The 22,536-nt window shown below is 60.2% G+C and carries 23 protein-coding genes and 3 pseudogenes; 11 read left to right on the top strand and 15 right to left on the bottom strand.

Translation table 11 applies throughout. From position 1 onward, the window contains the following. Nucleotides 1-71 precede the first annotated feature (71 nt). From ACN0WV_RS16160 to ACN0WV_RS16145, 4 genes and pseudogenes are all read left to right on the top strand, one after another. On the top strand, nucleotides 72-1,115 hold the full coding sequence (locus ACN0WV_RS16160) for a site-specific integrase (RefSeq protein ID WP_417607139.1): 1,044 nt from the start codon (nucleotides 72-74) through the stop codon (nucleotides 1,113-1,115). 444 nt (nucleotides 1,116-1,559) lie between these two features. Beyond that, a pseudogene (locus ACN0WV_RS16155) lies at nucleotides 1,560-1,685 on the top strand (ATP-binding protein); the annotation flags it as partial. Between the two features lie 260 nt (nucleotides 1,686-1,945). After that, nucleotides 1,946-2,179 (top strand): helix-turn-helix domain-containing protein, encoded by a 234-nt coding sequence (locus tag ACN0WV_RS16150; protein WP_417607137.1) that lies wholly within the window; start codon nucleotides 1,946-1,948, stop codon nucleotides 2,177-2,179. A gap of 188 nt (nucleotides 2,180-2,367) precedes the next feature. Then, entirely contained in the window at nucleotides 2,368-3,303 is a 936-nt protein-coding gene (locus tag ACN0WV_RS16145; protein WP_417607135.1) for a hypothetical protein, read from the top strand. 169 nt (nucleotides 3,304-3,472) lie between these two features. On the opposite strand, the gene ACN0WV_RS16140 is transcribed toward ACN0WV_RS16145, so the two are convergent. Then, on the bottom strand, nucleotides 3,473-4,198 hold the full coding sequence (locus ACN0WV_RS16140) for a DUF1499 domain-containing protein (RefSeq protein ID WP_417607133.1): 726 nt from the start codon (nucleotides 4,196-4,198) through the stop codon (nucleotides 3,473-3,475). A 156-nt stretch (nucleotides 4,199-4,354) separates the two neighbouring features. On the opposite strand from ACN0WV_RS16140, the gene ACN0WV_RS16135 reads away from it, so the two are divergent. Next, on the top strand, nucleotides 4,355-4,804 hold the full coding sequence (locus ACN0WV_RS16135; protein WP_417607131.1) for a MarR family winged helix-turn-helix transcriptional regulator: 450 nt from the start codon (nucleotides 4,355-4,357) through the stop codon (nucleotides 4,802-4,804). 322 nt (nucleotides 4,805-5,126) lie between these two features. Here ACN0WV_RS16135 and ACN0WV_RS16130 read toward each other — a convergent pair whose 3' ends face one another. The 8 genes and pseudogenes from ACN0WV_RS16130 to fabA form a co-directional block, all read right to left on the bottom strand. Next, nucleotides 5,127-5,588, bottom strand: a complete 462-nt coding sequence (locus ACN0WV_RS16130) for an isochorismatase family protein (protein WP_417607129.1) — start codon at nucleotides 5,586-5,588, stop codon at nucleotides 5,127-5,129. A gap of 95 nt (nucleotides 5,589-5,683) precedes the next feature. Beyond that, a pseudogene (locus ACN0WV_RS16125) lies at nucleotides 5,684-6,237 on the bottom strand (IS5 family transposase); the annotation flags it as partial. 152 nt (nucleotides 6,238-6,389) lie between these two features. After that, nucleotides 6,390-6,857, bottom strand: coding sequence for a restriction endonuclease (locus ACN0WV_RS16120; protein WP_417607143.1), 468 nt, complete (start codon nucleotides 6,855-6,857; stop codon nucleotides 6,390-6,392). 420 nt (nucleotides 6,858-7,277) lie between these two features. Then, a pseudogene (locus ACN0WV_RS16115) lies at nucleotides 7,278-7,502 on the bottom strand (IS5/IS1182 family transposase); the annotation flags it as partial. 365 nt (nucleotides 7,503-7,867) lie between these two features. Then, entirely contained in the window at nucleotides 7,868-8,131 is a 264-nt protein-coding gene (locus tag ACN0WV_RS16110; RefSeq protein ID WP_417607127.1) for a transposase, read from the bottom strand. 257 nt (nucleotides 8,132-8,388) lie between these two features. Further along, nucleotides 8,389-9,180, bottom strand: coding sequence for an enoyl-ACP reductase FabI (locus tag ACN0WV_RS16105; RefSeq protein ID WP_084355120.1), 792 nt, complete (start codon nucleotides 9,178-9,180; stop codon nucleotides 8,389-8,391). 7 nt (nucleotides 9,181-9,187) lie between these two features. Next, a complete protein-coding gene (gene fabB, locus ACN0WV_RS16100) occupies nucleotides 9,188-10,417 on the bottom strand; it encodes a beta-ketoacyl-ACP synthase I (RefSeq protein ID WP_417607125.1) in 1,230 nt (409 codons plus the stop codon). A gap of 27 nt (nucleotides 10,418-10,444) precedes the next feature. Then, nucleotides 10,445-10,954, bottom strand: a complete 510-nt coding sequence (gene fabA / locus ACN0WV_RS16095; RefSeq protein WP_417607123.1) for a bifunctional 3-hydroxydecanoyl-ACP dehydratase/trans-2-decenoyl-ACP isomerase — start codon at nucleotides 10,952-10,954, stop codon at nucleotides 10,445-10,447. Between the two features lie 218 nt (nucleotides 10,955-11,172). On the opposite strand from fabA, the gene irrA reads away from it, so the two are divergent. Beyond that, nucleotides 11,173-11,592 (top strand): iron response transcriptional regulator IrrA, encoded by a 420-nt coding sequence (gene irrA / locus ACN0WV_RS16090; RefSeq protein ID WP_084355117.1) that lies wholly within the window; start codon nucleotides 11,173-11,175, stop codon nucleotides 11,590-11,592. Between the two features lie 254 nt (nucleotides 11,593-11,846). Here the strand turns inward: irrA and ACN0WV_RS16085 are convergent, their stop codons facing one another. The 3 genes from ACN0WV_RS16085 to ACN0WV_RS16075 form a co-directional block, all read right to left on the bottom strand. Further along, nucleotides 11,847-12,257: a c-type cytochrome gene (locus ACN0WV_RS16085; protein ID WP_417607121.1), complete on the bottom strand. Its 411-nt coding sequence runs from the start codon at nucleotides 12,255-12,257 to the stop codon at nucleotides 11,847-11,849. 111 nt (nucleotides 12,258-12,368) lie between these two features. Beyond that, entirely contained in the window at nucleotides 12,369-13,082 is a 714-nt protein-coding gene (locus ACN0WV_RS16080; protein WP_417607119.1) for an ABC transporter ATP-binding protein, read from the bottom strand. Beyond that, nucleotides 13,075-14,361 carry a lipoprotein-releasing ABC transporter permease subunit gene (locus ACN0WV_RS16075; protein ID WP_417607117.1) on the bottom strand — a complete coding sequence of 429 codons (1,287 nt, stop codon included), beginning with the start codon at nucleotides 14,359-14,361 and terminating at the stop codon, nucleotides 13,075-13,077. The genes ACN0WV_RS16080 and ACN0WV_RS16075 overlap by 8 nt, the downstream gene beginning before the upstream one ends. 224 nt (nucleotides 14,362-14,585) lie before the next feature. On the opposite strand from ACN0WV_RS16075, the gene ACN0WV_RS16070 reads away from it, so the two are divergent. After that, nucleotides 14,586-15,692 (top strand): pyridoxal phosphate-dependent aminotransferase, encoded by a 1,107-nt coding sequence (locus ACN0WV_RS16070; RefSeq protein WP_417607115.1) that lies wholly within the window; start codon nucleotides 14,586-14,588, stop codon nucleotides 15,690-15,692. 48 nt (nucleotides 15,693-15,740) lie between these two features. Here ACN0WV_RS16070 and ACN0WV_RS16065 read toward each other — a convergent pair whose 3' ends face one another. Next, nucleotides 15,741-16,958 carry a pyridoxal-phosphate-dependent aminotransferase family protein gene (locus tag ACN0WV_RS16065; RefSeq protein ID WP_417607113.1) on the bottom strand — a complete coding sequence of 406 codons (1,218 nt, stop codon included), beginning with the start codon at nucleotides 16,956-16,958 and terminating at the stop codon, nucleotides 15,741-15,743. A 134-nt stretch (nucleotides 16,959-17,092) separates the two neighbouring features. Between ACN0WV_RS16065 and ACN0WV_RS16060 the strand changes: the two genes are divergently transcribed. The 3 genes from ACN0WV_RS16060 to ygfZ all read left to right on the top strand — a co-directional run bounded on the left by ACN0WV_RS16060 (nucleotide 17,093) and on the right by ygfZ (nucleotide 20,386). Beyond that, entirely contained in the window at nucleotides 17,093-17,794 is a 702-nt protein-coding gene (locus ACN0WV_RS16060; protein WP_417607111.1) for a tyrosine-protein phosphatase, read from the top strand. Next, nucleotides 17,791-19,566 (top strand): ABC transporter ATP-binding protein, encoded by a 1,776-nt coding sequence (locus tag ACN0WV_RS16055; protein WP_417607109.1) that lies wholly within the window; start codon nucleotides 17,791-17,793, stop codon nucleotides 19,564-19,566. Before ACN0WV_RS16060 ends, ACN0WV_RS16055 begins: the two co-directional genes overlap by 4 nt. A gap of 88 nt (nucleotides 19,567-19,654) precedes the next feature. Further along, nucleotides 19,655-20,386 (top strand): CAF17-like 4Fe-4S cluster assembly/insertion protein YgfZ, encoded by a 732-nt coding sequence (ygfZ, locus tag ACN0WV_RS16050; RefSeq protein WP_417607108.1) that lies wholly within the window; start codon nucleotides 19,655-19,657, stop codon nucleotides 20,384-20,386. A gap of 157 nt (nucleotides 20,387-20,543) precedes the next feature. On the opposite strand, the gene ACN0WV_RS16045 is transcribed toward ygfZ, so the two are convergent. After that, nucleotides 20,544-21,401 (bottom strand): hypothetical protein, encoded by an 858-nt coding sequence (locus tag ACN0WV_RS16045; protein ID WP_417607106.1) that lies wholly within the window; start codon nucleotides 21,399-21,401, stop codon nucleotides 20,544-20,546. A gap of 17 nt (nucleotides 21,402-21,418) precedes the next feature. After that, nucleotides 21,419-21,982 (bottom strand): elongation factor P, encoded by a 564-nt coding sequence (efp, locus tag ACN0WV_RS16040; protein WP_417607105.1) that lies wholly within the window; start codon nucleotides 21,980-21,982, stop codon nucleotides 21,419-21,421. 216 nt (nucleotides 21,983-22,198) lie between these two features. Between efp and ACN0WV_RS16035 the strand changes: the two genes are divergently transcribed. Further along, nucleotides 22,199-22,519 (top strand): DUF6280 family protein, encoded by a 321-nt coding sequence (locus ACN0WV_RS16035; RefSeq protein ID WP_084352117.1) that lies wholly within the window; start codon nucleotides 22,199-22,201, stop codon nucleotides 22,517-22,519. Nucleotides 22,520-22,536: the final 17 nt, after the last annotated feature.

Raw genomic sequence — 22,536 nt, 5'->3', positions numbered from 1 at the left:
GCCTGGGGGCTTTGCGCCACATAGGGTGGGTCAAATTTAATCGCTGAAACCGGGTCAGTTTTGAACGCTCATTGACAAAGCAGTACATCAAACAGGAGCTTGAGAAGAAAAAAGATCCGCTTCTGGTGCGCAAGGATAAACCCAAGAACCGCGATTCCTGGTCGCACGAGCGGCTCAAGACGCTGTTGATGTCGCCGATCTACACTGGCTGCAAGTCAAAGAGTCGCCGCTGGCGGCCTGGAAATGTGATTGTTCGGGACGCGAATTATTGGGTCCCATTGCTGGTCATGATGCTTGGGTCGAGGATCCTGGAAATCCTGCAGCTGAAAAAGACGGATCTGATTGTTCACAACGGAGTTCTTTGCCTGTCGGTCGGTATTACATCCGAACACCGTGTGAAGACGGACGACTCCAAAAGGTTCCTGCCTCTGCCCCGGCTTCTGATCGACCTTGGCTTTGCGCAATGGGTTCATTCCTTGCCCGCGGAACAACGGCTTTTGTTTCCTTCGCCTGCAGGCGGCGCAGATATTGCAGCGATTGCCGGGAATTTTGGGAAGCAGCTCAAGACGTGTTTCAAGCGGCTTGAGATCGCCGATTGGAACGAGGATTTCTATGCGCTGCGTAAGACGCTGAGTAGCGCTCTTGACGACGCGGGTGTGCCCGAAAGTAGACGCAAGGCAATTGCGGGCCATGCCGGGGGATCTACCCTCAACCAACACTACACGAAACGAAACGTATCTACGCTCAAATCCGAGTTGGAGAAGTTCGACCTCAAAGTATCCGTCAGGTATTCAGATAAACATGGGCATCCGGTCATAGGTGCTTGCGATCTTGTCGCCAAACCATCTGCGATTGTCGAAGTTGAGCTGGCTGCAGATGAAACTGCGAGCGCCGTTCGCGTCACATCCATGCAGTGCGGGAAAATCTTGGTAGACGCGAGGCTCGCGGAGATGGAGCAGAGGAAATCACAAACCCGTTCCTGCAAGAGCTGGACGCCCCCAGAAATTGCCGCTCGGCTTCGCAGCATCAGCGAAACATATGAGCTTTCATTGCCGCAGACCCCGCAGCGAAGGCAGGCGGTAGAAAGCCTCATGACGTTCGGCCACGACAGTTGAACAAAGCGATCTGAGATCTTTGCCCCCCCCCGGGGGGGCTTGGCGGGGTCTGAAGAAATTCAGCAAAGCTGACAGCTGTGATCTTTCTTCATTTGTTTCACTTGGGCTATGTATTCTGCAAAACTTCGTAGCTTGGACAGCGAAGAACGAAATACCGCTCGGCACCGAACGATTCTGACAAGTGCAAACCGATGATGGCTCCTTCGAGCTGGTCGGCTGGCTACGATGCAAACCTGCCCGAAAGGCTCCACCAGATTACCGGGTCCGATACCCGAGACAAGTTTGGCAGATATTCGAAGCACGATGCAGATCTCGTATGCCGAAAGTTCACCGCTGCAAGTGTTCGTAGCTCACGTTACGTCGTACCGATCCCGCGTTGATATTCAGTGTCGATTGAAACCGAGCAGATAATCAGAGGGCCAAAGCGATGTTCAGGGCGGACTCGGTACCGAACGCCTCACAGGCGCGCTACTGGACCGGCTGACCCATCATGTGAACATCCTGGAAATGAACGGCGAAAGCTATCGCCTTCACCAGAGTCGCGCACGCCTCGCAAAATCCGGAAAATGATCTTCACGTGATTGGCCTAACGGCCAATGCGCCTTGGACCGTGCTTGCTATTTGAGGCCGCAAGCTCCAAGGCGCGCACGCCAAACTGGCCTACTTTTACTCCGCCCCAGTGACAGGCTTTTGCGCCGCCGGTGACAGGTCGTCCGGTTTCTGGGCGCCAAGCCGTGTTGCGCAATTCTTGGCGGGAAACAAACCCGATATTTTGATCCGTCGCCAACGTGCACATCTCCTCTTCGACTAAGGACGAAAGGAGAACAAAAATGATCGTAAGTCCAGATGACACTTTTTCGGCCCGCGAAGCGGCTGAGTTTTTGCGCAAGTCCGAGCGGCAAATACAGCGCTACCTGGCTGAGGGACGCCTTCATGGCGAACGCCCAAACGGGCGCTGGCAAATCACCGCCCTGTCGCTTTGGAAGTTTCAAGGCATCGAGCAGGAAATGCAAGAGATCTGGATCGACTACTGCGTTCGCATGTCGAAAAACGACATTGAATAAAGTGACCTATTTTCAATGCTTTATCATTTTCGGGGAAAATAGCCGGTCTCCATTGCGTGGGAATGTGGACCACCCCTTATGCCCCCATGTCGTCCTGTGCCGTCCCCTGTCAGCCAGCGGCGGGAAACGGGGCTCTTTGTCTGCCCCTGACGAACACCTCGGAAACTGAACAAGAAAGGACAGGAAAAATGTTTGATGATCGCGAATTTGATGAGACGACCGCCGACCTCATCACCGTGTTGCGTCTGACATCGATGAACGCCGCAACGCGGATCAAGACAATTGGCTCCGTGCGCAGGTTTCGCGAAACGTTGATGCCGGTTGGCGATCCGGCCGTCGAAGAGCTCTTTCGCGTCTGCAACACGATCACGCCTGCGCAGCGGGAAGCCCTCGGCTCGCGACAGGGCCAGATCCTCAGTGACCTCCGCCGCGCGGAGCGCGCCTGGGCAGATGCCGCGCGGCGGTCGCTGGCATTGCGATTGCGTGGTCGCCTGCCGACTCTCGTTGACGCGATTGATGCCGTTGAGAGCGTTTGCAAGCCAGATGCTGCCAAGCGTGCCGTGCAGGCAATCAACCAGCTCGCGAACTCGCAAGCCAGCGCGCCGGAGCAGATCGTTGCAACATGCGTTGTCATCGAACCAATATTGCGCCGGTTGCGTCCCGAGGATCTGCAAGTGCAATCAGCGAAGTCGCTCGTCAACAAGCTGTCGCAGATCCGCGCTGCCGTGAAGCTCGTCGATCCGAATGCGGTGAGCGGACGAGAAGCCGATGTCAAAGCTTTACCAAGGCACTGGCGGGTGCTGCTTGGCAAGCTTGCGGCGCGTACGCCGCCCCACGCAAAATCAGAAACGGCGGTCTTTCGCAGGCTCGCTCTGCGCGCGGACCAGAACAACCTGAGGCCCGAAGATATCGATGCGACTTTTCTCGCCGAGTTCTCGGCGCAGGAGATCGCGAGCAAACAGCACGTCACCCCCAGTCGGTTTGCAGGAATGCGCGTGAAGCTGATCGCTCAGCCCGCGCCCTTCGGTGTCGATACACCAGCCAAGCGTGGCCGCTTCGTCCAGGTTGTCGGCAAGGTGGATGATCGGCCCTTTGGTCTGGATGACCGGGCTCTCAGCCAGTGAACCATGCGGCAGGGTGAGGCTTGCAATCGCGGCAATCATGGCGGTCCGGATCGGAGACATGTTTGTCAGGGCTGAGGTAAGTGCGGGCATCTTGGGTCACTCCATAGTTTCTAATTGCTTTCGGGCATCCGGGCCATAACCGTCAGTCAGGTGCAGCCTGGGCGCTGGGCTACTGGTTGAACTGCTCTTGAAACGCGAGGATGCGTGCGGCATTCACGCCCTGGTCGCTGCGACCCACCCGGGAAACACCTCGCATGTCCAACTGGCTGCCGCCCTCTTGCGCCGTCACGACGACGACGACATCATCTGCGAAATAGAAGACCGATGTGCGGGCAGTTGCCTCGAAACGGCGGCGCTCGGCGTCGGCGGCGACGATTTCCCAACCCATGTCCCCGGCGACTTCCAGGGCACGCTCGTAGGCCTCGTCAGGCGACAGGTCAGTCTCAAGCGCCGCGATGTCGGGATAGGCGGCGGCCTGCACGGCGGCCACTTCGGCGCCGCCGTAATCCAGCGAGTTTCGCGCACCCGCGCGGGTCTCATCAATGACCTCGAAGGCCGGCGGGTTCACCGTGTCCGTCGTGATATCGTTGATCGGCGCGCCGCGGCGCGGTGGGTTCAGCGTCGAGGCCATCAGCGGTGCCAGACAGGCCAGCCCGATAACGGTCGCAACAGCGCCTGCCGCGATGCCTGCGCGCTCCTTGCGCTTGGCATGAACCACTACGGCGAGCACACCCAGCACCGCAATGGCCGCGCCCAACGGGTTGAGGTAAGAGCGGTATAGCCCGAAGCCCACAATCGGCTCCGACAGCCCGAGACGGGGGCCAGACACGGTGACGGCAATGACGACAAGGCCGACCACTGCGACGAACAGCGCAATTTTTCCAAAATTTCTCATGAGTTCGTCCTTTCATCCCACCACCGACAACCCGACGGCTGCCATCTTCAAAAGGTCGGTCAGCATCTGGATTTAGAGTCGAGGGCGTGGGTAGCACGAATTGGTTTGTATGCAAACCAAGTTGCGCTACAAAGAAGCGTGAAGAATCGGCACTCAATGTTTCATGCGCTCCTGCACAGCGCCGACCTGCTCGAACGCCGCCTGACCGAACGGCTGGCCCCCTTGGGGGTTCGCCCGCGTCAGGCGCGGGTTCTGGTAGCCATCGACGTGATCGGCCCCACGTCGCAGACGGTTCTCGCCCGCGAATTCGATATTACCAAGGGCAGCATGAGCACGATGATTGACAGGCTCCTGGCGCTGGGGCTGGTGCAGCGCAAAAAGAGCGAGACGGACAAACGTGGTGATGTGGTCACTTTGTCATCAGCGGGCGGGCTCATGGTCTCGGACATCCGTAGAGCGTGGCAGGACATCGACACCATGGTCGAAGCGATACTCGGTCCCGAGAAACAGCGTCTTCTGGCCGAGCTTTCCAGCGAACTGAAGACTGCACTCGGCGGCACGATACCCGGTGAGGCGATGCCTGAAGAACCGTTCGATTCCGATTGAGTTTGCCCGAGCTTGATACCAGAATTGGTCCATTTTTTTTGGGGGGGCCACCGCTGTTCAGCGCAATCAGCTGGCCGGCGACTACCAATGCGATCCTGAGCAACCCAAAGTTCATTGTTTCGGGTGTTCTGCATCCGACCGTCCGACAGTATATCATTTCGGTCCATCTGTCCTCTTCTCCATCCCGAGGCTTGGCTTGAGCGATAGGCCACCGCTGGTGATCCTTTCGTCGTGCACCGTCAGGCCAAGGCGACCATAGGCGACAAGAATGCTCTGGTTTCGGTATCCGCTGGGGGCCGGGAACTCCTTACCCATCAATTTGTCAGTGGTTTGATAGCATCGCTTCGATCACTGTCGCCCGATCTTGGAATGCGCCCGTTTGAAGATTTTCCATCGCTCTGAGCGCTGCATCATGCACCTCGAATGACGACCCACCCACGCAATCCACCACGACGCGGCAGAAGTAGTCGGATCGATGCCTCTTCACGAAAGAATAATGCACAAAGACATCTGTCAGTCCGCCGCACAGGATCAGAGTATCCACCTTCAAACACTGCAACAGGATCTCAAGGTCTGTTCCAAAAAACGCGGAATGGCGCCGCTTTGGCACGACGTAGTCGCCCTTGCGAAATCCAATGTACTCTTTTGCGACCTCAGTTCTCGGCGGCGCATTGACCAGCTTGCGGGTGATGCCGGCATGCACCGTCGGAGCCTCTGAACGCTGCCTTTTCGAGATGCTTGCGATTTTGTCTTGTGGCAGGAAATATGGGCTTGTGGCGGTCACCGGGGAGGAGTGCAGCGAATTCGTCCTTCGTCCGCTCCGGTCGGATTCCGGTGGCATGCAGAGAAAGGGCAGAGTGAATTCTGCGCCTGCTGAGGACGTTCAAGGACGGCCTTGACGAACCAGTCTGCGTCATGGCCGCGATCTCCGAGCAACCAGTCGACCTTTGGCAAACCACTGAGCAGCACCCGCGCGCCGATATAGTCGCTGACCTGTCCAGCGGTGACGAACAGGTCAATCGGCCGTCCCTGGCTGTCGCAGATGGCATGCAACTTGGTGTTCATGCCGCCTTTGGTTCGGCCGATCAGACGGCCGCGCCCCCCTTTGGGGCGGCCATGCTGGTCGCTGTTCGATGGGCCTTGAGGTATGTCGCGTCGATCATCACAGTCTTCTGTTCGCCGTGCTTAGCGGCCAGGCCAACCATCATCTGAGCGAAGATGCCTTTCTCGCTCCAGCGCTTCCAACGGCTGTAGAGCGTCTTATGTGGCCCGTATGCTTCTGGAGCATCTCGCCATCGTAACCCATTGCGATTGATAAAGATAATACCGCTCAAAACACGCTTATCATCGACCCGAGGCTTGCCATGTGATTTCGGAAAGAATGGTTCCAGACGTGCCATCTGCGCGTCGGTCAGCCAGAAAAGGTCGCTCATGTCACCGCTCCATTTTCCGAGCCGTGAAGCACGCTGAGCGACGAAAATCAATGCATCCTGACCCTAACACGTGGCGCTCTGAATTTGTCGTGGCTGGAAACGCCAGGTCGTGCGCCTCGATCTCGGCAGCGTCGTCATTCGAGACGCGGCGCTTACCCACTTGGGCATCCGAGCAGACGGCGAAGGAGCGGAGAGGTATGTTCGAATCGTTCGTCCACTCCCGCACGGTTTGGGACATCAGCGCCAGAGACGGCACCATGAACAGCACACGACCACCCTTTGCCGACAAGATCCTCTGCGATCTTAAGGGACGTGAAGGTCTTGCCGGTGCCGCAGGCCATGATCAACTTCCCACGATCAGCCTCGACCAGTCCGCCACGCACGGCATCCAATGCCTCGATCTGGTGGGGCCTGGGCTTCTTCTTTTCTGACAGCACTGCCTCGCCGCGAATGCCGAAAATCGTCCAGTCGATCGGGCTTTCTCGCAAATGTGTCAGCGAAAGGCGGACAACCGGGATGCACTGACCGGCGAACATCTCCTCGGCGTTGGCACCCCATGAAACCTCCGTCATGTTGATGACGACGCCCCGGACGAAGGGGACTTTGCCCGATGCCGAGATGAAGCTGTCGATATCCGCTTTTTTGAATCCGGTGTTGCGCGCTGTAGAACTTGCACGGGACCGCGGCGTAGCCTTCTTCGTTGCGCAGCTTGGCGACGAGGTCGATGCCGACGTCCTTGCCATTCCAGCCATTCACGGCAGCCCAGACAGTCCACGTCCAGACCTCGACAAATTCCTCGGCCTGAACCGGATCAGCGGTCAGGAAGGCACAAGCGAGCCGCTCCAGATATGTGCCCTTCTCACGCTCGGTGACAGCAGCGGCGCGCTAGGACTTAAGTAGTTCGTCAAGTGGGCTCATGTCGTCGATTTCATTCAAAAAGTGCTGGGCTTGTTTGTGTTCGGCGGAACCGGTTCAGCCACAGCCTACGCGCCAAGCTTCCGGATGCTCAACCGCTATTCTTTGTTTTTCTTAAAACTATTGAGGATCTTGCAATTGTTGTGGCAACAGCAGCAAATGACGGCGAAGACCGCATTGCCGAATATACGTTTAAGCGGGCGGCGCGACTGACGGCCGTCGGTTTTCATGTGTCCGATCTCGGGCTCGATGGCGCTGTGCCGCCTCAGCAATCTCTTCAGGTTTGGCGTCAGGCACCGGCGGGTGCAGCTGATCAGCATTATCGTCGTCGTGACACCGTGGCCGCGATAGCTTTGGCGAAATAATACTCGTAAAGCCGCCCCCCGATCTTCTCATGGAGGCCGCTCAGTGGCCTCCGCTGTTCGGATTTTGGACGCTTGATCCCCTGCTCTTGCAGGACCTGGTAGACGCGCCGTTCCTGGATGCCGTACGCGCGGCAAATTTCGTGGATTGGATTGATCGATCTTCGCGGTAGCCGAACCGGCGACATTCCTTGGCGACCGCCTTCATGACGTCGCGCGGGTCCGTGTCATCCGACCGGCGCGATTGATGCCGCACCGTCGAACGATCTACATTAGCGCAGAACACGCCCGACGCTGGCTCACCTGATGAACTTCCACCAGATGAACCACTGCCTTTCGCTTGGCATCGGGCGTCACCAGTTTTTTGAGTTCACATCCCGCAGCATCCCATTGTCGGGCATTTGCTCAGCAAGCAGCTTCTTAAGCTGGGCGTTCTCGCCTTCCAGCGCACGGAGCTTCTTCGCATCCGACGATTCCATCCCGCCATACTTGCTCTTGTATTTGTAGAAGGTGCCTTGGCTGATCCCATAGCGCCTGCACACGTCAACCGTCTTCTCGCCAGTTTCGTGTTCCTTGACCATCTGAATGATCTGTTCGTCGGTGAATGCCGTCTTCATTCATTCGTCCGTCCTTTGGTTGGCCGGACTCTACACAAAGCTGGAAGAGATGCAGGGGCTCAGGCCAAACCGCACCATCCCGATCGGGACTGGGCGACAACCGTCACGCAAAGTGCCGGCTGGCACATCACTGGCGCTACCGGGGGACGTTCGCCCTTTGGCGAACGGGGGCACAGCCCCATGCTGCGTGCAAGCGCAAAAATGAACCCTGTGTGCCCGCAAGGGCACTCCGCCAGGTCAAGCCTGCGCGTCTAGGCTCAGAGGTTTTCGTATTGCGGCATGCCCAGAACGTGAAACCCGCCATCGACATGGATCACTTCACCGGTCGTGCAGGCACCCGCATCCGATGCCAGCCAGACAGCCGTGCCGCCCACCGCCTCCAGCGTCGCATTGGCGCGCAAAGGCGCGTTCATGTCCGTATGCTTATAGGTCTTGCGCGCCCCGCCGATCGCAGCACCTGCCAGCGTCTTCATCGGGCCGGGCGAGATTGCGTTGACACGAATGCCGTCCGGGCCGAGATCGTTGGCCAGATACCGCGTCGCGGATTCCAGCGCCGCCTTGGCCACGCCCATCACGTTGTAATTGGGTACCACCTTGTTGGACCCCTGATAGGTCAACGTCAGCAGCGTGCCGCCCTTCTCGGTCATCAGCGGATGTGCCCGGCGGGCGCATTCGATGAAGGAGTAGCAGGAGATATCCATCGTATTCTTGAAATTCGCGCGACTGGTATTCAGGAACCGGCCTGTCAGTTCCGACTTGTCGGAAAAGGCGATGGCATGGACCAGAAAGTCGATCGTTGGCCAGCGCGCGGCCAGACCTTCGAACGCGGCATCCAGCGAAGCATCGTCGGTCACGTCCACATCGACCAGAAAATCCGATCCGACACTGGCGGCCAGCGGCTCAACCCGTTTGCCGAAGGCCTCACCCTGATAGGTAAAGGCCAGTTCCGCCCCTGCCCCGGCCAGCGCGCGGGCAATCCCCCAGGCAATCGAGCGTTCGTTGGCGACGCCCATCACAAGCCCGCGCTTGCCCTTCATCTGATCCGACATGTTCTGACTACCCGTTATACTTTGAAAGCAGCATCGATCCATTGGTGCCGCCAAACCCGAAAGAGTTGGTCATCACCGTGTCCAGCCCCGCATTATCGACGCGGCTGGTCGCGATTTCGGCGGGATCAAGTTCGGGGTCGAGGGTTTCGACATTGATCGACGGCGCGATGAAATCGTTTTGCAGCATCAGCAGGCAATAGATCGACTCCTGCGCACCGGTCGCGCCTTGGCTGTGGCCGGTCATCGACTTGGTGGACGACACCGGCGGTGTGCTGCCCCGACCAAATATCCGGCGAACCGCCTCGATCTCTCCGACATCGCCCACAGGGGTCGAGGTACCATGCGCGTTGATATAACCGACCTTACGCCCCTCTGGCAGCGACCCAAGCGCAAGACGCATCGCGCGCTCGCCGCCCTCGCCAGACGGTGCCACCATGTCATGGCCGTCCGAAGTGGCGGCATAGCCTGTCACTTCGGCATAGATCTTGGCACCGCGCGCCTTGGCGTGTTCCAGCTCTTCCAGCACGACGATACCGCCGCCGCCGCCGATCACGAACCCGTCGCGGTTTGCATCAAAGGCGCGGCTCGCCTTTTCCGGTGTGTCATTATATTTCGAGGACATCGCGCCCATCGCATCGAACAGGCAGGACAGGGTCCAGTCCAGTTCTTCCGCGCCGCCCGCGAACATCACATCCTGCTTGCCCATCATGATCTGCTCGGCCGCATTGCCGATGCAATGCAGGCTGGTCGAACAGGCCGAGGTGATCGAATAGTTGATGCCCTTGATCTTGAACGCGGTCGAAAGGTTGGCGCTGATCGTGGAGGACATGCATTTGGGCACGGCAAACGGCCCGATGCGTTTCGGGCTGCCCTTTTCCAGCACGGTCTGATGCGCGGCCAGCATGGCAGAGGTGGAGGGCCCGCCCGATCCAGCCACAAGCCCGGTGCGCGGATTGACCACGTCACCCTCTTCCAGCCCCGCATCGGCAATCGCCTGGCTCATGGCGATATGGGCATAGGCTGCCCCCGGCCCCATGAAGCGCAGGGTGCGCTTTTCCACATGCTCGGTGACGTCCAGCTTCACGTCCCCGGCGATCTGGCTGCGGAACCCGTGTTCCTTCATCGCCTCATTGGCGGTGATGCCGGATTTGCCAGCCTTCAGCGAGGCAAGCACTTCTTCAGCATTATTTCCGATGGACGAGACGATGCCCAGTCCAGTGACGACGACGCGGCGCATGGCGTTCTCCTTAGTCTGGAAGTGGGGTCAGCTTTCGGAAAGGGCGACCTTCATGTCCTTGACCTGGTAAATCACTTCACCATCGGCCTCTACCCGGCCATCCGCAACCCCCATCGTCAACCGACGGGTCTGGATCGCCTTGGTGAAATCGACATGATAGGTCAGCATCTTGCGATCGGGCCGGACCATGCCGGTCAGCTTGACCTCGCCCACACCCAGCGCATAGCCGCGCCCCTGCCAACCACGCCAGCCAAGGTTGAACCCGGTCAGTTGCCACAGCCCGTCCAGCCCCAGACAGCCCGGCATGATCGGATTGCCGGGAAAGTGGCAGTCAAAGAACCAAAGATCGGGCGTGATGTCGAATTCGGCCACGATGTGGCCCTTGCCGTGTTCCCCGCCATCGCCGGAAACGTCGGTGATCCGGTCCATCATCAGCATCGGAGGTTCGGGCAGTTGCGCATTTCCGGGGCCGAACAGCTCTCCGCGTGCGCATTTCAAAAGATCATCCCGGTCGAAACTGCTTGGATACGAGGCCATACGGGGGCGTGCCCTTTTCGTTATTTTTCACTTCAAACCCCTCTATCACCGTGGTGCGCGGCCATGCAAGCCCGTGCTGTGCTGGCGATCGCAGTCCCTTTTATGCGCAGGTTCGGCGGGGTCTTGCGACACGCTCGCAGGGAAAGTCCGTAAATTCGGTTGAACTGCGACGCTGCCAGCGCATATATTGATTGCCAAGGGAAGGACGCCGGAGCGACATGGAACATCAGGTATTGCAGCGCGGATCAGATTGGCTGGACGGGGCGGGGCTTCGGCCCACACGCCAACGGCTGACGCTGGCCGCCCTTCTGGTGGGCGACGGAAAGAACCGGCATGTGACAGCCGAAAGCCTGTTCGCCAAGGTCAAGGAACAGGGCGAAAGCGTGTCGCTTGCAACGGTCTACAACACGCTGCGGGCATTTTGCGATGTCGGGTTGTTACAGGAAGTGACCGTGGACGGCACACGCAGCTATTTCGACACCAACACCCATGACCATCCGCATTTCTACTGGGAAAATGACGGCACTTTGACCGATGCGCCTGCAAACGAATTGCAGATCGTGCAACTGCCCGAAGCACCCGAGGGCACCGAGATTGCCAGTGTCGAGGTTGTCATTCGTCTGCGTCCCAAGGCCTGACCGCCCGTCGTTTCAGAACTGCGCACGACGTTCCGTGATCCCATTCGTGGGATCTCGCCGGCGGTGCGTTTGGTCTGGCTCGGTCACCGGGCGCTGCGGGAGTACTGAAATCCCGGCTTGTCTCGTGCAAGAAATCTTTCGGAAAACCCGATGCGGATGCACGTGAGGCACTGTCGTGGGATTCGTGCGCGCCGGACGGGCCTCATCCAGTAAAGCCCGATCCGTTTTATTTATGAATAACGTCGCTTGACGAGCTATCGTTGTGCCTGAATGCTTTCGAGGTATTCAACCAGTGCCACCAGCTTGCGGGGCGTCGGGGTCAACTTTCCATCACCAGTGTCAAACGGGATCAGGTCGCCCTCCAGCAATGCGCCGAATTCAGGCATGTTGGGCATGTCCAGCCGGGTATACCCGTCAATGATCGACAGCACCTTGGCGCGCGGGAATGTGCCGCCGTGGCGCGCCTCGATCAAGGTCAGATCCTTCGGTGGCTCGGACATGGAGCGCGCCATCGGCCCATCGCCGCGCGCGTCGTTGCCATGGCACACCGTACAGTTCTGGGCGAACAAGGCGCGCCCGTCGCTGGCACCGGGCATCTCCGCCGCGATGCAGCCTGCCAAGCCCAATGCTGCAATGAACCCGGTCGCAATTGCCCGTCCCGCCATGGTTTGTCTCCTTCATCTGGCCTGCGTTCTGTGTCGCGCGTGCGGCAGGCGTGTTCAAGCCCGATGTTGCAACTGATCGAAAATGTTCGGTCCGGGCCGGAGGCCCCGGCTCTAGGCCGGGGCGGGTGTTTCTGCCACCAACCGGCCGTTTTCCAACCGGACCGTCCGGTCCATACGCGCGGCGAGGTCGGGGTTGTGGGTGGCAATGACTGCGGCCAGCCCGGTGTCTCGCACCAATTCCATCAGGGCCGCAAAAACTTGGTCCGAAGTTGCAGGGTCAAGGTTGCCGGTGGGTTCATCCGCCAGCAAAAGGCGCGGCGTATTGGCCAGTGCGCGGCAGAATGCCACGCGCTGCTGTTCGCCGCCGGACAGGGCCGCCGGGCGGTGGCTGGCGCGCGGGGCGATGCCGACGCGTGTCAGAAGGTCCAACGCCCGCGTCTGCGCGTTGCGGCGCGATACGCCATTGGCCAGTTGCGGCAGCACGATATTCTCCAGCGCCGAAAATTCTGGCAGGAGGTGGTGAAACTGGTAGATGAAGCCGACTTCGGAGCGCCGCGTCAGGGTGCGCCTGCGGTCCGACCGCGCGGTCATGTCCTCGCCACCGATCTGCACGGTGCCGCTGTCGGGTGTATCCAACAGCCCCGCGATATGCAGCAACGTTGATTTCCCGGCACCCGAAGGAGCAACCAGCGCCACAACCTCGCCCGCTTCGACACTAAGCGAGGCGCCGTCCAGTACCTGGACTTCGGATTGTGCGCCCTTGTTGTAGACCTTGGTGATCCGCGTCAGGTTCAGTACGGTGTTAGGTGATCTTGCATCATTCATAGCGCAGCGCCTCGACGGGGTTCATGCGGGCGGCGCGGCGCGCCGGGAAGATCGTCACCACGAAGGACAGGCCCAGCGACAATGCGATGGCCGAGATCACGTCACCCAATTGCAGCTTGGCCGGGACGGAATAGAGCCCACGGATCGACGGATCCCAGACGCCGCCGCCAGAGAGGTAATTCACAACCGAGAAGATCGGGTCGACATAGATGGCAAACAGGCAGCCCAGCACCACGCCGAGTGCCGTTCCGATCAGCCCGGTAAAGGCGCCGCAGATGAAGAACACCCGCAGGATGGCACCTTCGGTCAGGCCCATGGTCCGCAGGATGCCGATGTCGCGGCCCTTGTTCTTGACCAGCATGATGAGGCCGGAGACGATGTTCATCGCCGCGATCAGCACGAGGATCGCCATGATGATGAACATCACGTTATCCTCAATTTCCAATGCGCGCAGGAAGCCGCCGCTGGAGTCGCGCCATGTCCAGACCTGTGCCCGCTCGCCCGCCGCCCGCAACAGCGGCAGCACCAGCGCATCGACGGTTTCGGGGTCGTCGACCATCACCTCCAGCTCATCGGCCACGCCTTCGCGGTTGAAATAGGACTGCGCCTCGGCGAAGGGCATGTAGACGCGGGTGCGGTCGATGTCGTAGCGCCCGGCGGTAAAAATATAGGTGACCTGATAGGCCTTGACGCGTGGCGAGGTGCCGAAGGCGGTCTTGACCCCGTCGGGCGAGATGATGCGCATGCTGTCGCCTATACCGACGCCCAGTTCCCGCGCCACGCCAGAGCCTATGGCGATTCCGTCATTGAAGCGCGCGATGTCGCCCTGCGCCTCTTCGGGATTGGCGATACGGGGGATTGTCTTCAGGTCGTCTGCGGATATGCCGAACACCTCGACGCCGGCATTGCGGCCATTGGCGGTGGCCATGACCTGGCCCTTGACCAGCGGTGCGACACGGGTGACGCCGGGCACTTCCGCAACACTGGCAGCCGTTTCGGCATAGTCCGGCATGGTCCGGTCAAGGCGGCCGTTCTCTCGTGTCTCGGCCATATTGTAGACGGTGACATGGGCGTTCGAACCGAGGATGGTATCGACGAATTCCGCGCGAAACCCGGACCGGACGGCCAGTGTCGCGATCAGGGCAAAGACGGCAAGCGTGATGCCGACCAAGCTGATCCAGGTCATCACGCTGACGCCACCCTCGGCGCGTCTGGCCCGCAGGTAGCGCCAGGCGATCATCCATTCGAAACCCGCAAAGGGCGGTGGGGACGTCTGCACGGTCGGGGCTCCGATCTGGTTGGGCGGGTATTCGCGCGCGAACCTGCGGCAGCGGACAGGGCGCGTCAAGGGTGTGGCGGGGTGTCGGCGGATTTGGGGTTGGCGTGAGATTGTCAAGGACAGTGCGAGGGGCCAGCCCCTCGCGCTCCCCGGAGTATTGATACCAAGAAGAAGCAGCGGACGGGGGCTTGCCCGGTACGCGTTGACGCGGCATAGAATGGGATATGACTGGACCCAGATATCCCGAGCTTATCGCACGATTGCCGTCTGCCGTGCCCTTTGTCGGCCCCGAAGCGCAGGAACGCGACCGTGGTGCCGCGTTCAAAGCGCGCTTGGGGGCCAATGAGAGCCTGTTTGGCCCTTCGCCCCGCGCCATAACCGCCATGCAGGAGGCGGCCGCCGAGATCTGGAAATATGGCGATGCCGGTAGCCATGAGTTGCGCAACGCCCTGGCGGGCTCTTTGGGCGTGGCATCTGAAAACTTGCTTGTGGGCGAAGGCATTGACGGGTTGCTGGGGTATCTGGTGCGGCTTCTGGTGGCACCGGGTGATGCGGTGGTGACATCCGAAGGGGCCTATCCGACGTTCAACTACCATGTGGCGGGTTATGGCGGCGTGTTGCACAAAGTGCCGTATCGCGATGATCACGAGGACCCGGCGGCGCTGTTTGCCAAGGCCGCAGAGGTGGATGCCAAACTGGTCTATCTGGCGAATCCCGACAATCCGATGGGCAGTTGGCATAGTGGCGCGACGCTGGTGGCGGCTATGGATAATCTGCCCGACGGCACGCTGCTGTTGCTGGACGAGGCCTATATCGAATTTGCGCCGGACGGCACGTCGCCCGCGCTTGATGTCGAGGATCCACGGGTGATCCGGATGCGGACCTTTTCCAAGGCGCATGGGATGGCGGGTGCGCGTGTCGGCTATGCCATCGGCGCGGCAGATCTGATCCGGTCCTTTGACAAGATCCGCAACCATTTCGGGATGAACCGGACGGCGCAGATCGGGGCTTTGGCGGCATTGAACGATGCCGATTGGCTGGCGAGGGTCAAGCAGGACGTGGCGCTGGCCAAGGGGCGTATTGCGCAGATCGCACGGGACAACGGGCTGGAGCCTTTGCCCTCTGCGACCAATTTTGTCGCTGTCGATTGCGGCGCGGACGGCGCGTTTGCGCGCCGGGTGCTGGAGGAGCTGGTCAGGCTGGGCGTGTTCGTGCGGATGCCGTTCGTGCCCCCCCAGGATCGGTGCATCCGGATCAGCGCAGGCCGGCCGCAGGATCTGGATGTGCTGGAACAGGCCTTGCCTGTCGCATTGTCGGCGGCGCGGGAATAACGCCACCGGGAAGGAGGCGCTGAGAAACCACGCCGCCGGAACGCCATGTTATCCGACGGGAGGCGACGCGGTGGCATCGGCGATGATCTGCGCCGCGGCGGCAGTGCCACCGGGACCGTGCGGGATGTCCAGCGCCTTCAGCCCAGCCTCGACCGAGGCGATCAGGCCCAGCATCATATGCGCATTGATATGGCCCATATGGCCGAAGCGGAAAAACCCGTGCCACGCGGGATCGGTGGGCGGGGCCATGCCAAGGCCGATGCCCAGCGTCACGCCCGCCTGCCCTTCGCACCATTGCCGCAGCCGACTGGCATTGGGCGCGCCGATCCGTGCGGCGGTGACGGCATGGCTGCGCTTATGCGGATCAGGCATATTCAACGCCAGCGGACCGCCCTGCCCCCAGGCATCACAGGCGGCCCAGAGCGCGCGTGCCAGCGTCTTGTGGCGAGCCCAGACATGCTCCAGCCCCTCCTCGTGGATCATGTCCAACGCGGCGCGGAGACCGAACAGGTGATGCGTCGGTGCTGTGCCGCAGAAATGTTGTGAATAGTTCTGCGGATCGACACGCGGCGCCCAGTCCCAATAGGGGCTGACACGGGCCAGCCCGTCCCGGACCTTCGCGGCCTTGGGCGAGAAGAACATCAGCCCCAGCCCCGGCGGCGTCATCAACCCCTTCTGGCTGGCAGCGATCACCACATCGACGCCCCAGTCGTCCATCTCGAACCTGTCGCAGGCCAAGGACGCAATGCAATCGACCATCAACAGCGCCGGATGGTTTGCCTCCTCCATCGCCCGACGCAGCGCCGCGATGTCATTTCGGATCGAAGTGGACGTATCGACATGCACCGACAGCACCGCCTTGATCTGATGTGCCGTGTCAGCAGTCAGGGCCTCGGCCACGCGGGCCGGGTCGATGCTGTCATGCAACCCGTGCTCCAGTATAGCGACCTCGATCCCCATTTTTCTGGCCGTGTCCGCCCAGCCCTGACCGAAATTGCCGTTCACCGCCACCAGCACCCGGTCACCGGGCGCCGCGATATTGGCCAGCGATGCCTCCCACATGCCATGCCCATTGCAGATATAGATCGCGACATTATGTTGCGTGCGCGCCACACGCCGCAGATCCGGAAACAGCGAGGCGGTCATTTCCATCAGATCGCCCTCATATATATTGGGCGAGGCGCGGTGCATTTCACGCAGCACGCGATCGGGCATGACGGACGGGCCGGGAATGGCGAGGTAGGGACGACCTTGGGCAAGCGACATGAACGCATAGCTCCTGAGAACACGGGCGAAGTGCAGATTACCCGGCGCTCTGGTGCCGTCAATAGCGGGCAGGACGCTTGCCACTATGGCTAAGTGTCACTAAACCCGGCAGAAACCGGCAGGAAGGCCAGTCAATGCTGAAACGTCTGTGGACACGCATCGAAGACGCCGAGCGCAAGCTGCGACGGTCCTTCGGCAAGGACATCGCGACGCCCTCGGGGCGGCGATGGGCGGCGTTTCACTACAACATCTTCGATCACGCCTTTCTGCGCAGTTTCTGGACGAATTTCTTTCAGATCGCGCCGGGCGTCTATCGGTCCAACCAGCCCACACACAGCCGGTTCGAGAAATATGCCGCGATGGGCATCAAGACCGTGATCAACCTGCGCGGCACCGACAAGCACGCGCATTACCTTTTTGAGAAGGAAAGCTGCGCCGCGCTGGGGCTGACACTGATCGACGCCAAGCTTTGGGCGCGCATGGCCGCGAAGCGCGAAAATATCGTGCATGTCATCGACGTGATGCGGGCCGCTGAAAAACCGATGATGTTTCACTGCAAATCGGGCGCGGATCGGGCGGGCTTTGCCGCGGCCATGTATCTTTTGGTGTTCGAGGATGCCCCAATCGAGGTCGCGCGCCGCCAGTTGGGCCTGAAATACATTCATCTCGAATTCACCGCGACGGGTATCCAGGGCTATATCCTGGACACATATGCAGCCCGAAATGCGCGCGCGCCGATCGGATTCGAGGACTGGATACGCAGCGAATACGACCACAAGGCGCTGCAAAAGGGGTTTGACGCGAAAACCCCCCCGGCCGAACTGGTGCTTGCATGACCAAGCGCACCCCCAAGTCAGCTCGGACGCCCAAAGCACATGAGTTGCTGTTGTGGCTTTGGCGGAGCTACCTGTCAAAGCACTGGGCGCTTCTGATTCTCGGGATGAGCTTCATGGCGCTTGAAGGCTCCATGTTCGGCTTTCTCAGCTACATGATGAAACCGATGTTCGACAGCGTCTTTTCCGGAGAGAACAGCGGCGCGATAGGTCTGGTGGCACTGGCGTTTTTCGGCATCTTCCTGATACGCGGCGTGTCCAGCATGGTGCAGAAGGTCGTACTGACGCGGCTGTCGCAATTGACCGTCGCCGACATCCGCGCCGATCTGGTGTCGCATCTGATGCGGCTGGACGGCAGCTTTCACCAGGCGCATCCGCCGGGCTATGTCATGCAGCGGATCGAGGGCGACGTGGGTGCCATCAACAAGGTCTGGCGCACCATCATCACCGGGGCGGGCCGCGATGTGATCGCGCTTTTTGCACTGTTCGCGGTGGCACTGGGCGTCGATTGGCGCTGGACTTTGGTGGCGCTGGTGGGCGCGCCGTTGCTGATTGCGCCCTCGATCTTCCTGCAACGCTCTGTCCGTCGCAATGCGCGGCTGGCGCGCGACGTGGCGGCGCGGCTGTCCACGCGCCTGAACGAGATCTTTCACGGCATCGTCGCGGTCAAGCTGAACGGGCTGGAGCGTTACCAGTCCAAACGCTACGCGAAACTGACGAAAGAACGCATCCGGACAGAGCTGCGCACAAGCATGGGACAGGCCGCTATCCCCGGACTGATCGACATCATGTCCGGTCTCGGCTTTATGGGGGTGCTGCTGTATGGCGCGTCCGAGATCACCTCCGGCGAAAAGACCGTGGGCGATTTCATGGCGTTCTTCACCGCCATCGGCCTTGCATTTGAACCGCTTCGCCGTTTGGGCGCGGTCAGTGGCACATGGCAGGTCGCGGCAGCCGGGATCGAGCGGATCAAGGAATTGCTGGCGATGCAGCCGAAACTCGCCTCGCCTGCCTACCCCCGCCCGGTGCCGACCGGCGTGCCCGAGATCCGGCTGGACGATGTATTTCTCAGCTACGGTGACACACCCGTTCTGAAAGGCGCATCGCTGGTGGCAGAGGCAGGCAAGACCACGGCGCTTGTGGGCGCGTCGGGTGCCGGAAAATCCACCGTGTTCAACCTGCTTTCACGGCTGGTCGATGCTGATGAGGGCGTTGTCAGCATTGGTGGTGCACCCGTGGCCGAGCTGGATCTGGACGAATTGCGCGACATGTTCTCTGTCGTGTCGCAGGACGCGATGCTGTTTGACGACACCCTGCGCGAAAACATCCTTCTGGATCAGCGGGACGTTGATCCGGCCGCCTTGCAGCAGGCCATTGATGCCGCGCATGTGTCGGATTTCCTGCCCCGCCTGCCCAACGGTCTCGACAGTCCGGCAGGGCCTCGCGGGTCAAACCTGTCCGGCGGGCAACGTCAACGCGTCGCGATTGCGCGCGCGTTGCTGCGCGACAGACCGATCCTGCTGCTGGACGAGGCAACCTCGGCGCTGGACGCGCAATCCGAAGCGGTTGTCCAAGCGGCGCTGGATCGGCTGGCAGAGGGCCGCACGACGATTGTGATCGCGCATCGCCTGTCGACCGTGCGCAATGCCGACCGGATCATCGTGATGGATCACGGGCGCGTCGTCGATGTCGGTACGCATGACGAGCTGATCCTTGGCAGCGGCACCTATGCAGAGCTGCACCGCCTTCAATTCGACACGGACGGGCCTCACTAGGGGCCGCCACCATGCGCGCATCACTCGGCCCTGTTGTCTCTTGCCTGACTTCCTATATGTCACAAGAGAAGCGAACAGGAGAATTTTCATGGACCGCACAGTGATCCGGGTCAGCGGCGGGGAGGCACGACACTTCCTGCAAGGGCTTGTCACCAATGACATAGAAAAGCTGGATCAGGGACTGGTCTATGCCGCGATCCTGACGCCGCAGGGCAAGTATCTGGCGGATTTCTTCCTCGCCCCCGATGGCGAGGAGGTGCTGATCGACGTGGACGCATCGCTGGCAGACGCGCTGTTCCAACGGTTGAGCATGTACAAGCTGCGTTCGCCCGTGACATTGACCCGCGAAGACATGGTCGTGACCTGTGGCACCGGGCCTGTTCCCGAGGGTGCCTACGCAGATCCGCGTGATCCTTCAATGGGTTGGCGTGCCTACGGGCCGGGATTTGAAGCCACGCCAACGGATTGGGACGCGCTGCGCGTCGCCGCCTGCATACCGCAGACCGGCGTAGAACTTGGCCCGGATACGTTCATCCTTGAGGCCGGGTTCGACCGGCTGAACGGCGTCGATTTCCGCAAGGGCTGCTATGTCGGCCAGGAGGTCACGGCCCGGATGCGCCACAAGACGGAGCTGCGCAAAGGCTTTGCGCTGGTCGAGGTCGATGGCGATGCAGACCCCGGTGCCGAGATCACCACCGCCGAAGGCAAACCGGCAGGCACGCTGCACACCCGGTCCGGCGACAAGGCCATCGCCTACCTTCGGTTTGACCGCGCGCGCGACGAGATGAAGGCCGGCGACGCGACATTGCGCAGGCTCTGAGCTTTGGGGCCTTTTGTGCCTATTGTCCTGCTGTTTGGGACATAAGCCCTCGGGCCATTTTTCCACATCGCCCTGCCCGAAATGCGGGCCGGTCTTGCCCCCCCGCCCAGCTTGGCAATGCCGTCAAGACTGCCCGGACAGCGCGAAGGGCCGCGCCTCATTTACGCGATCTGTACTCGGCAAACCGGGTCTTGAGGCTGGTCAGGCGGTTGCTTGACCATGGCAGAAAAATATAACTGATCAGCAGGACGTTGACAGCAACCACCAATACCGACCGCCCGACCGATGAAAAGCCGACAGGCAACAGCAGATCGGCAATACCGTTCAGGATCGCGCCCAGCACGAGGATCCAGAACATCAGGATCACTACGATTTCGATTTTGCTGATCCGCGACACCGGATGCAGAAGTTCCGCAAGCTCGTCGAACTGGGTGTGCTTCGTTGCCACTTGCGGATGCCGGTCCAACTCCGCAAGGCAGGTTTTACGCCGGTCGGATTTTTCCCATTTTTCAAGATTTTTTCGCGAGTTGAATGTGAAAATATTCACCAGCTCGTAAAAATCGGCCTGTTTCGAAAGGCTGTTGTGATGCCCCAGATAGCCGGTTTGATCAGAGGCAACTTCCTGCAACTGACGCACGGATTGCATGATCTGGTCCTTCATGTCGTGGTCGAACCGCCGAATGATGATGGACAGGACCGGCCGCGCATCATTTGACATTGCCAGATTACCTTTCTTTCGTTCGCACGCCCCGACGCCAGCGATCTTGGTCGATCTGCCGTATCGACCGGGGGTCCATGCCTGACACCCTAATATCGTCAGGCGTACCCTGCCAGTAAACGACAGCACCAACCCACCAACGTCAGGATATTTTGCGACGATCCACAGATCAAAATACCGAGATTTCGCACGATTGGACGACAGAAGATCGCCCGGCCCGTCAGTCCGGCTGTCGAGCCGAAATGACAGGCTGCGCCACGGAAAAACCCCGCCCTGTTCGCAGGCGGGGTTTCGCATCGGCCTGCCGCAAGGGGTCAGGCGCGTTCGGAATATTCCATGGTCTCGGTGTTGACGACGATCATCTCTTCCTGGCCCACGAAGGGCGGGACCATGACCTTGACGCCATTGTCGAGGATCGCGGGCTTGAAGCTGTTGGCGGCGGTCTGGCCCTTTACCACCGGCTCTGTCTCGGCGACCTGGCAGGTGACTTTCTGCGGCAGGGTCGCGTTCAGCGCCTCTTCGTCATGAAATTCGACAAGAATGGTCATGCCGTCCTGAAGAAACGGACGCCGTTCCCCCAGAATTTCGGAGGGCAGCTCGACCTGATCGTAGGTCTGGGTATCCATGAATACCAGCATGCCGTCGTTTTCATAGAGGAACTGCATGTCCTTCTGTTCCAGCCGGACGCGTTCCACCTTGTCGGCAGAGCGGAAGCGCTCGTTCAGCTTGGAGCCGTTGCGCAGGTTGCGCATCTCGACCTGGGCAAAAGCCCCGCCCTTGCCGGGCTTTACATGGTCCACCTTGACGGCGGCCCACAGGCCCCCGTCATGTTCCAGCACATTGCCGGGACGTATCTCGTTTCCGTTGATCTTTGGCATGGGTCAAAACCTTGGCAATAGCTTGATCATATTAGGCCGGCACCTATATCTCGTGGATGGTCTTCTGGCAAGACAACCAAATATCGTGCTGCAGATGCAGAATGACATGCAGTTAGCGCATGACAGGCTTGCATTTCGGCTATATCCGAATCGGTTCGAATAGGCGATAAGGCACGTCACGCCGAAAAGACAAGAGCAAGAAAAAAAGGACGAGTCATGACGGATTTCGTTGATGGTACGGCTTTCAACAGCGAACAGGGCAATCGTGCCCGGAAATTGTTCGCCGCAGTTGTGCTGGCCGCACTTGATGATGCCATTGCCGACGACAAGAAATATGGCAATGGCCCAGAGCAGATCGCCCGCTGGGCACGCTCGCGCGATGGGCGCGAGGTTCTAAGCTGCGCCGGGATCGACCCCAACGAACGGGTTGTTTCGGGATTGATGGAGTTTGTCTCCAAGGGGGTCCGCACCTCTGTCGCGCTGTCGCGCGAGGAAAGCGAACGCCGCAATGCAGCACAACAGGCTGAAGCAGCCTGACCACCACCGGGCAACCG

Origin of the sequence: Primorskyibacter flagellatus (assembly GCF_048268605.1) — a bacterium.
In the GTDB taxonomy this organism is placed as follows: Bacteria; Pseudomonadota; Alphaproteobacteria; order Rhodobacterales; family Rhodobacteraceae; genus Primorskyibacter; species Primorskyibacter flagellatus.
Note: the sequence above shows the minus strand (reverse complement) of the source record. Positions and strands in the feature narration are given on the sequence as shown.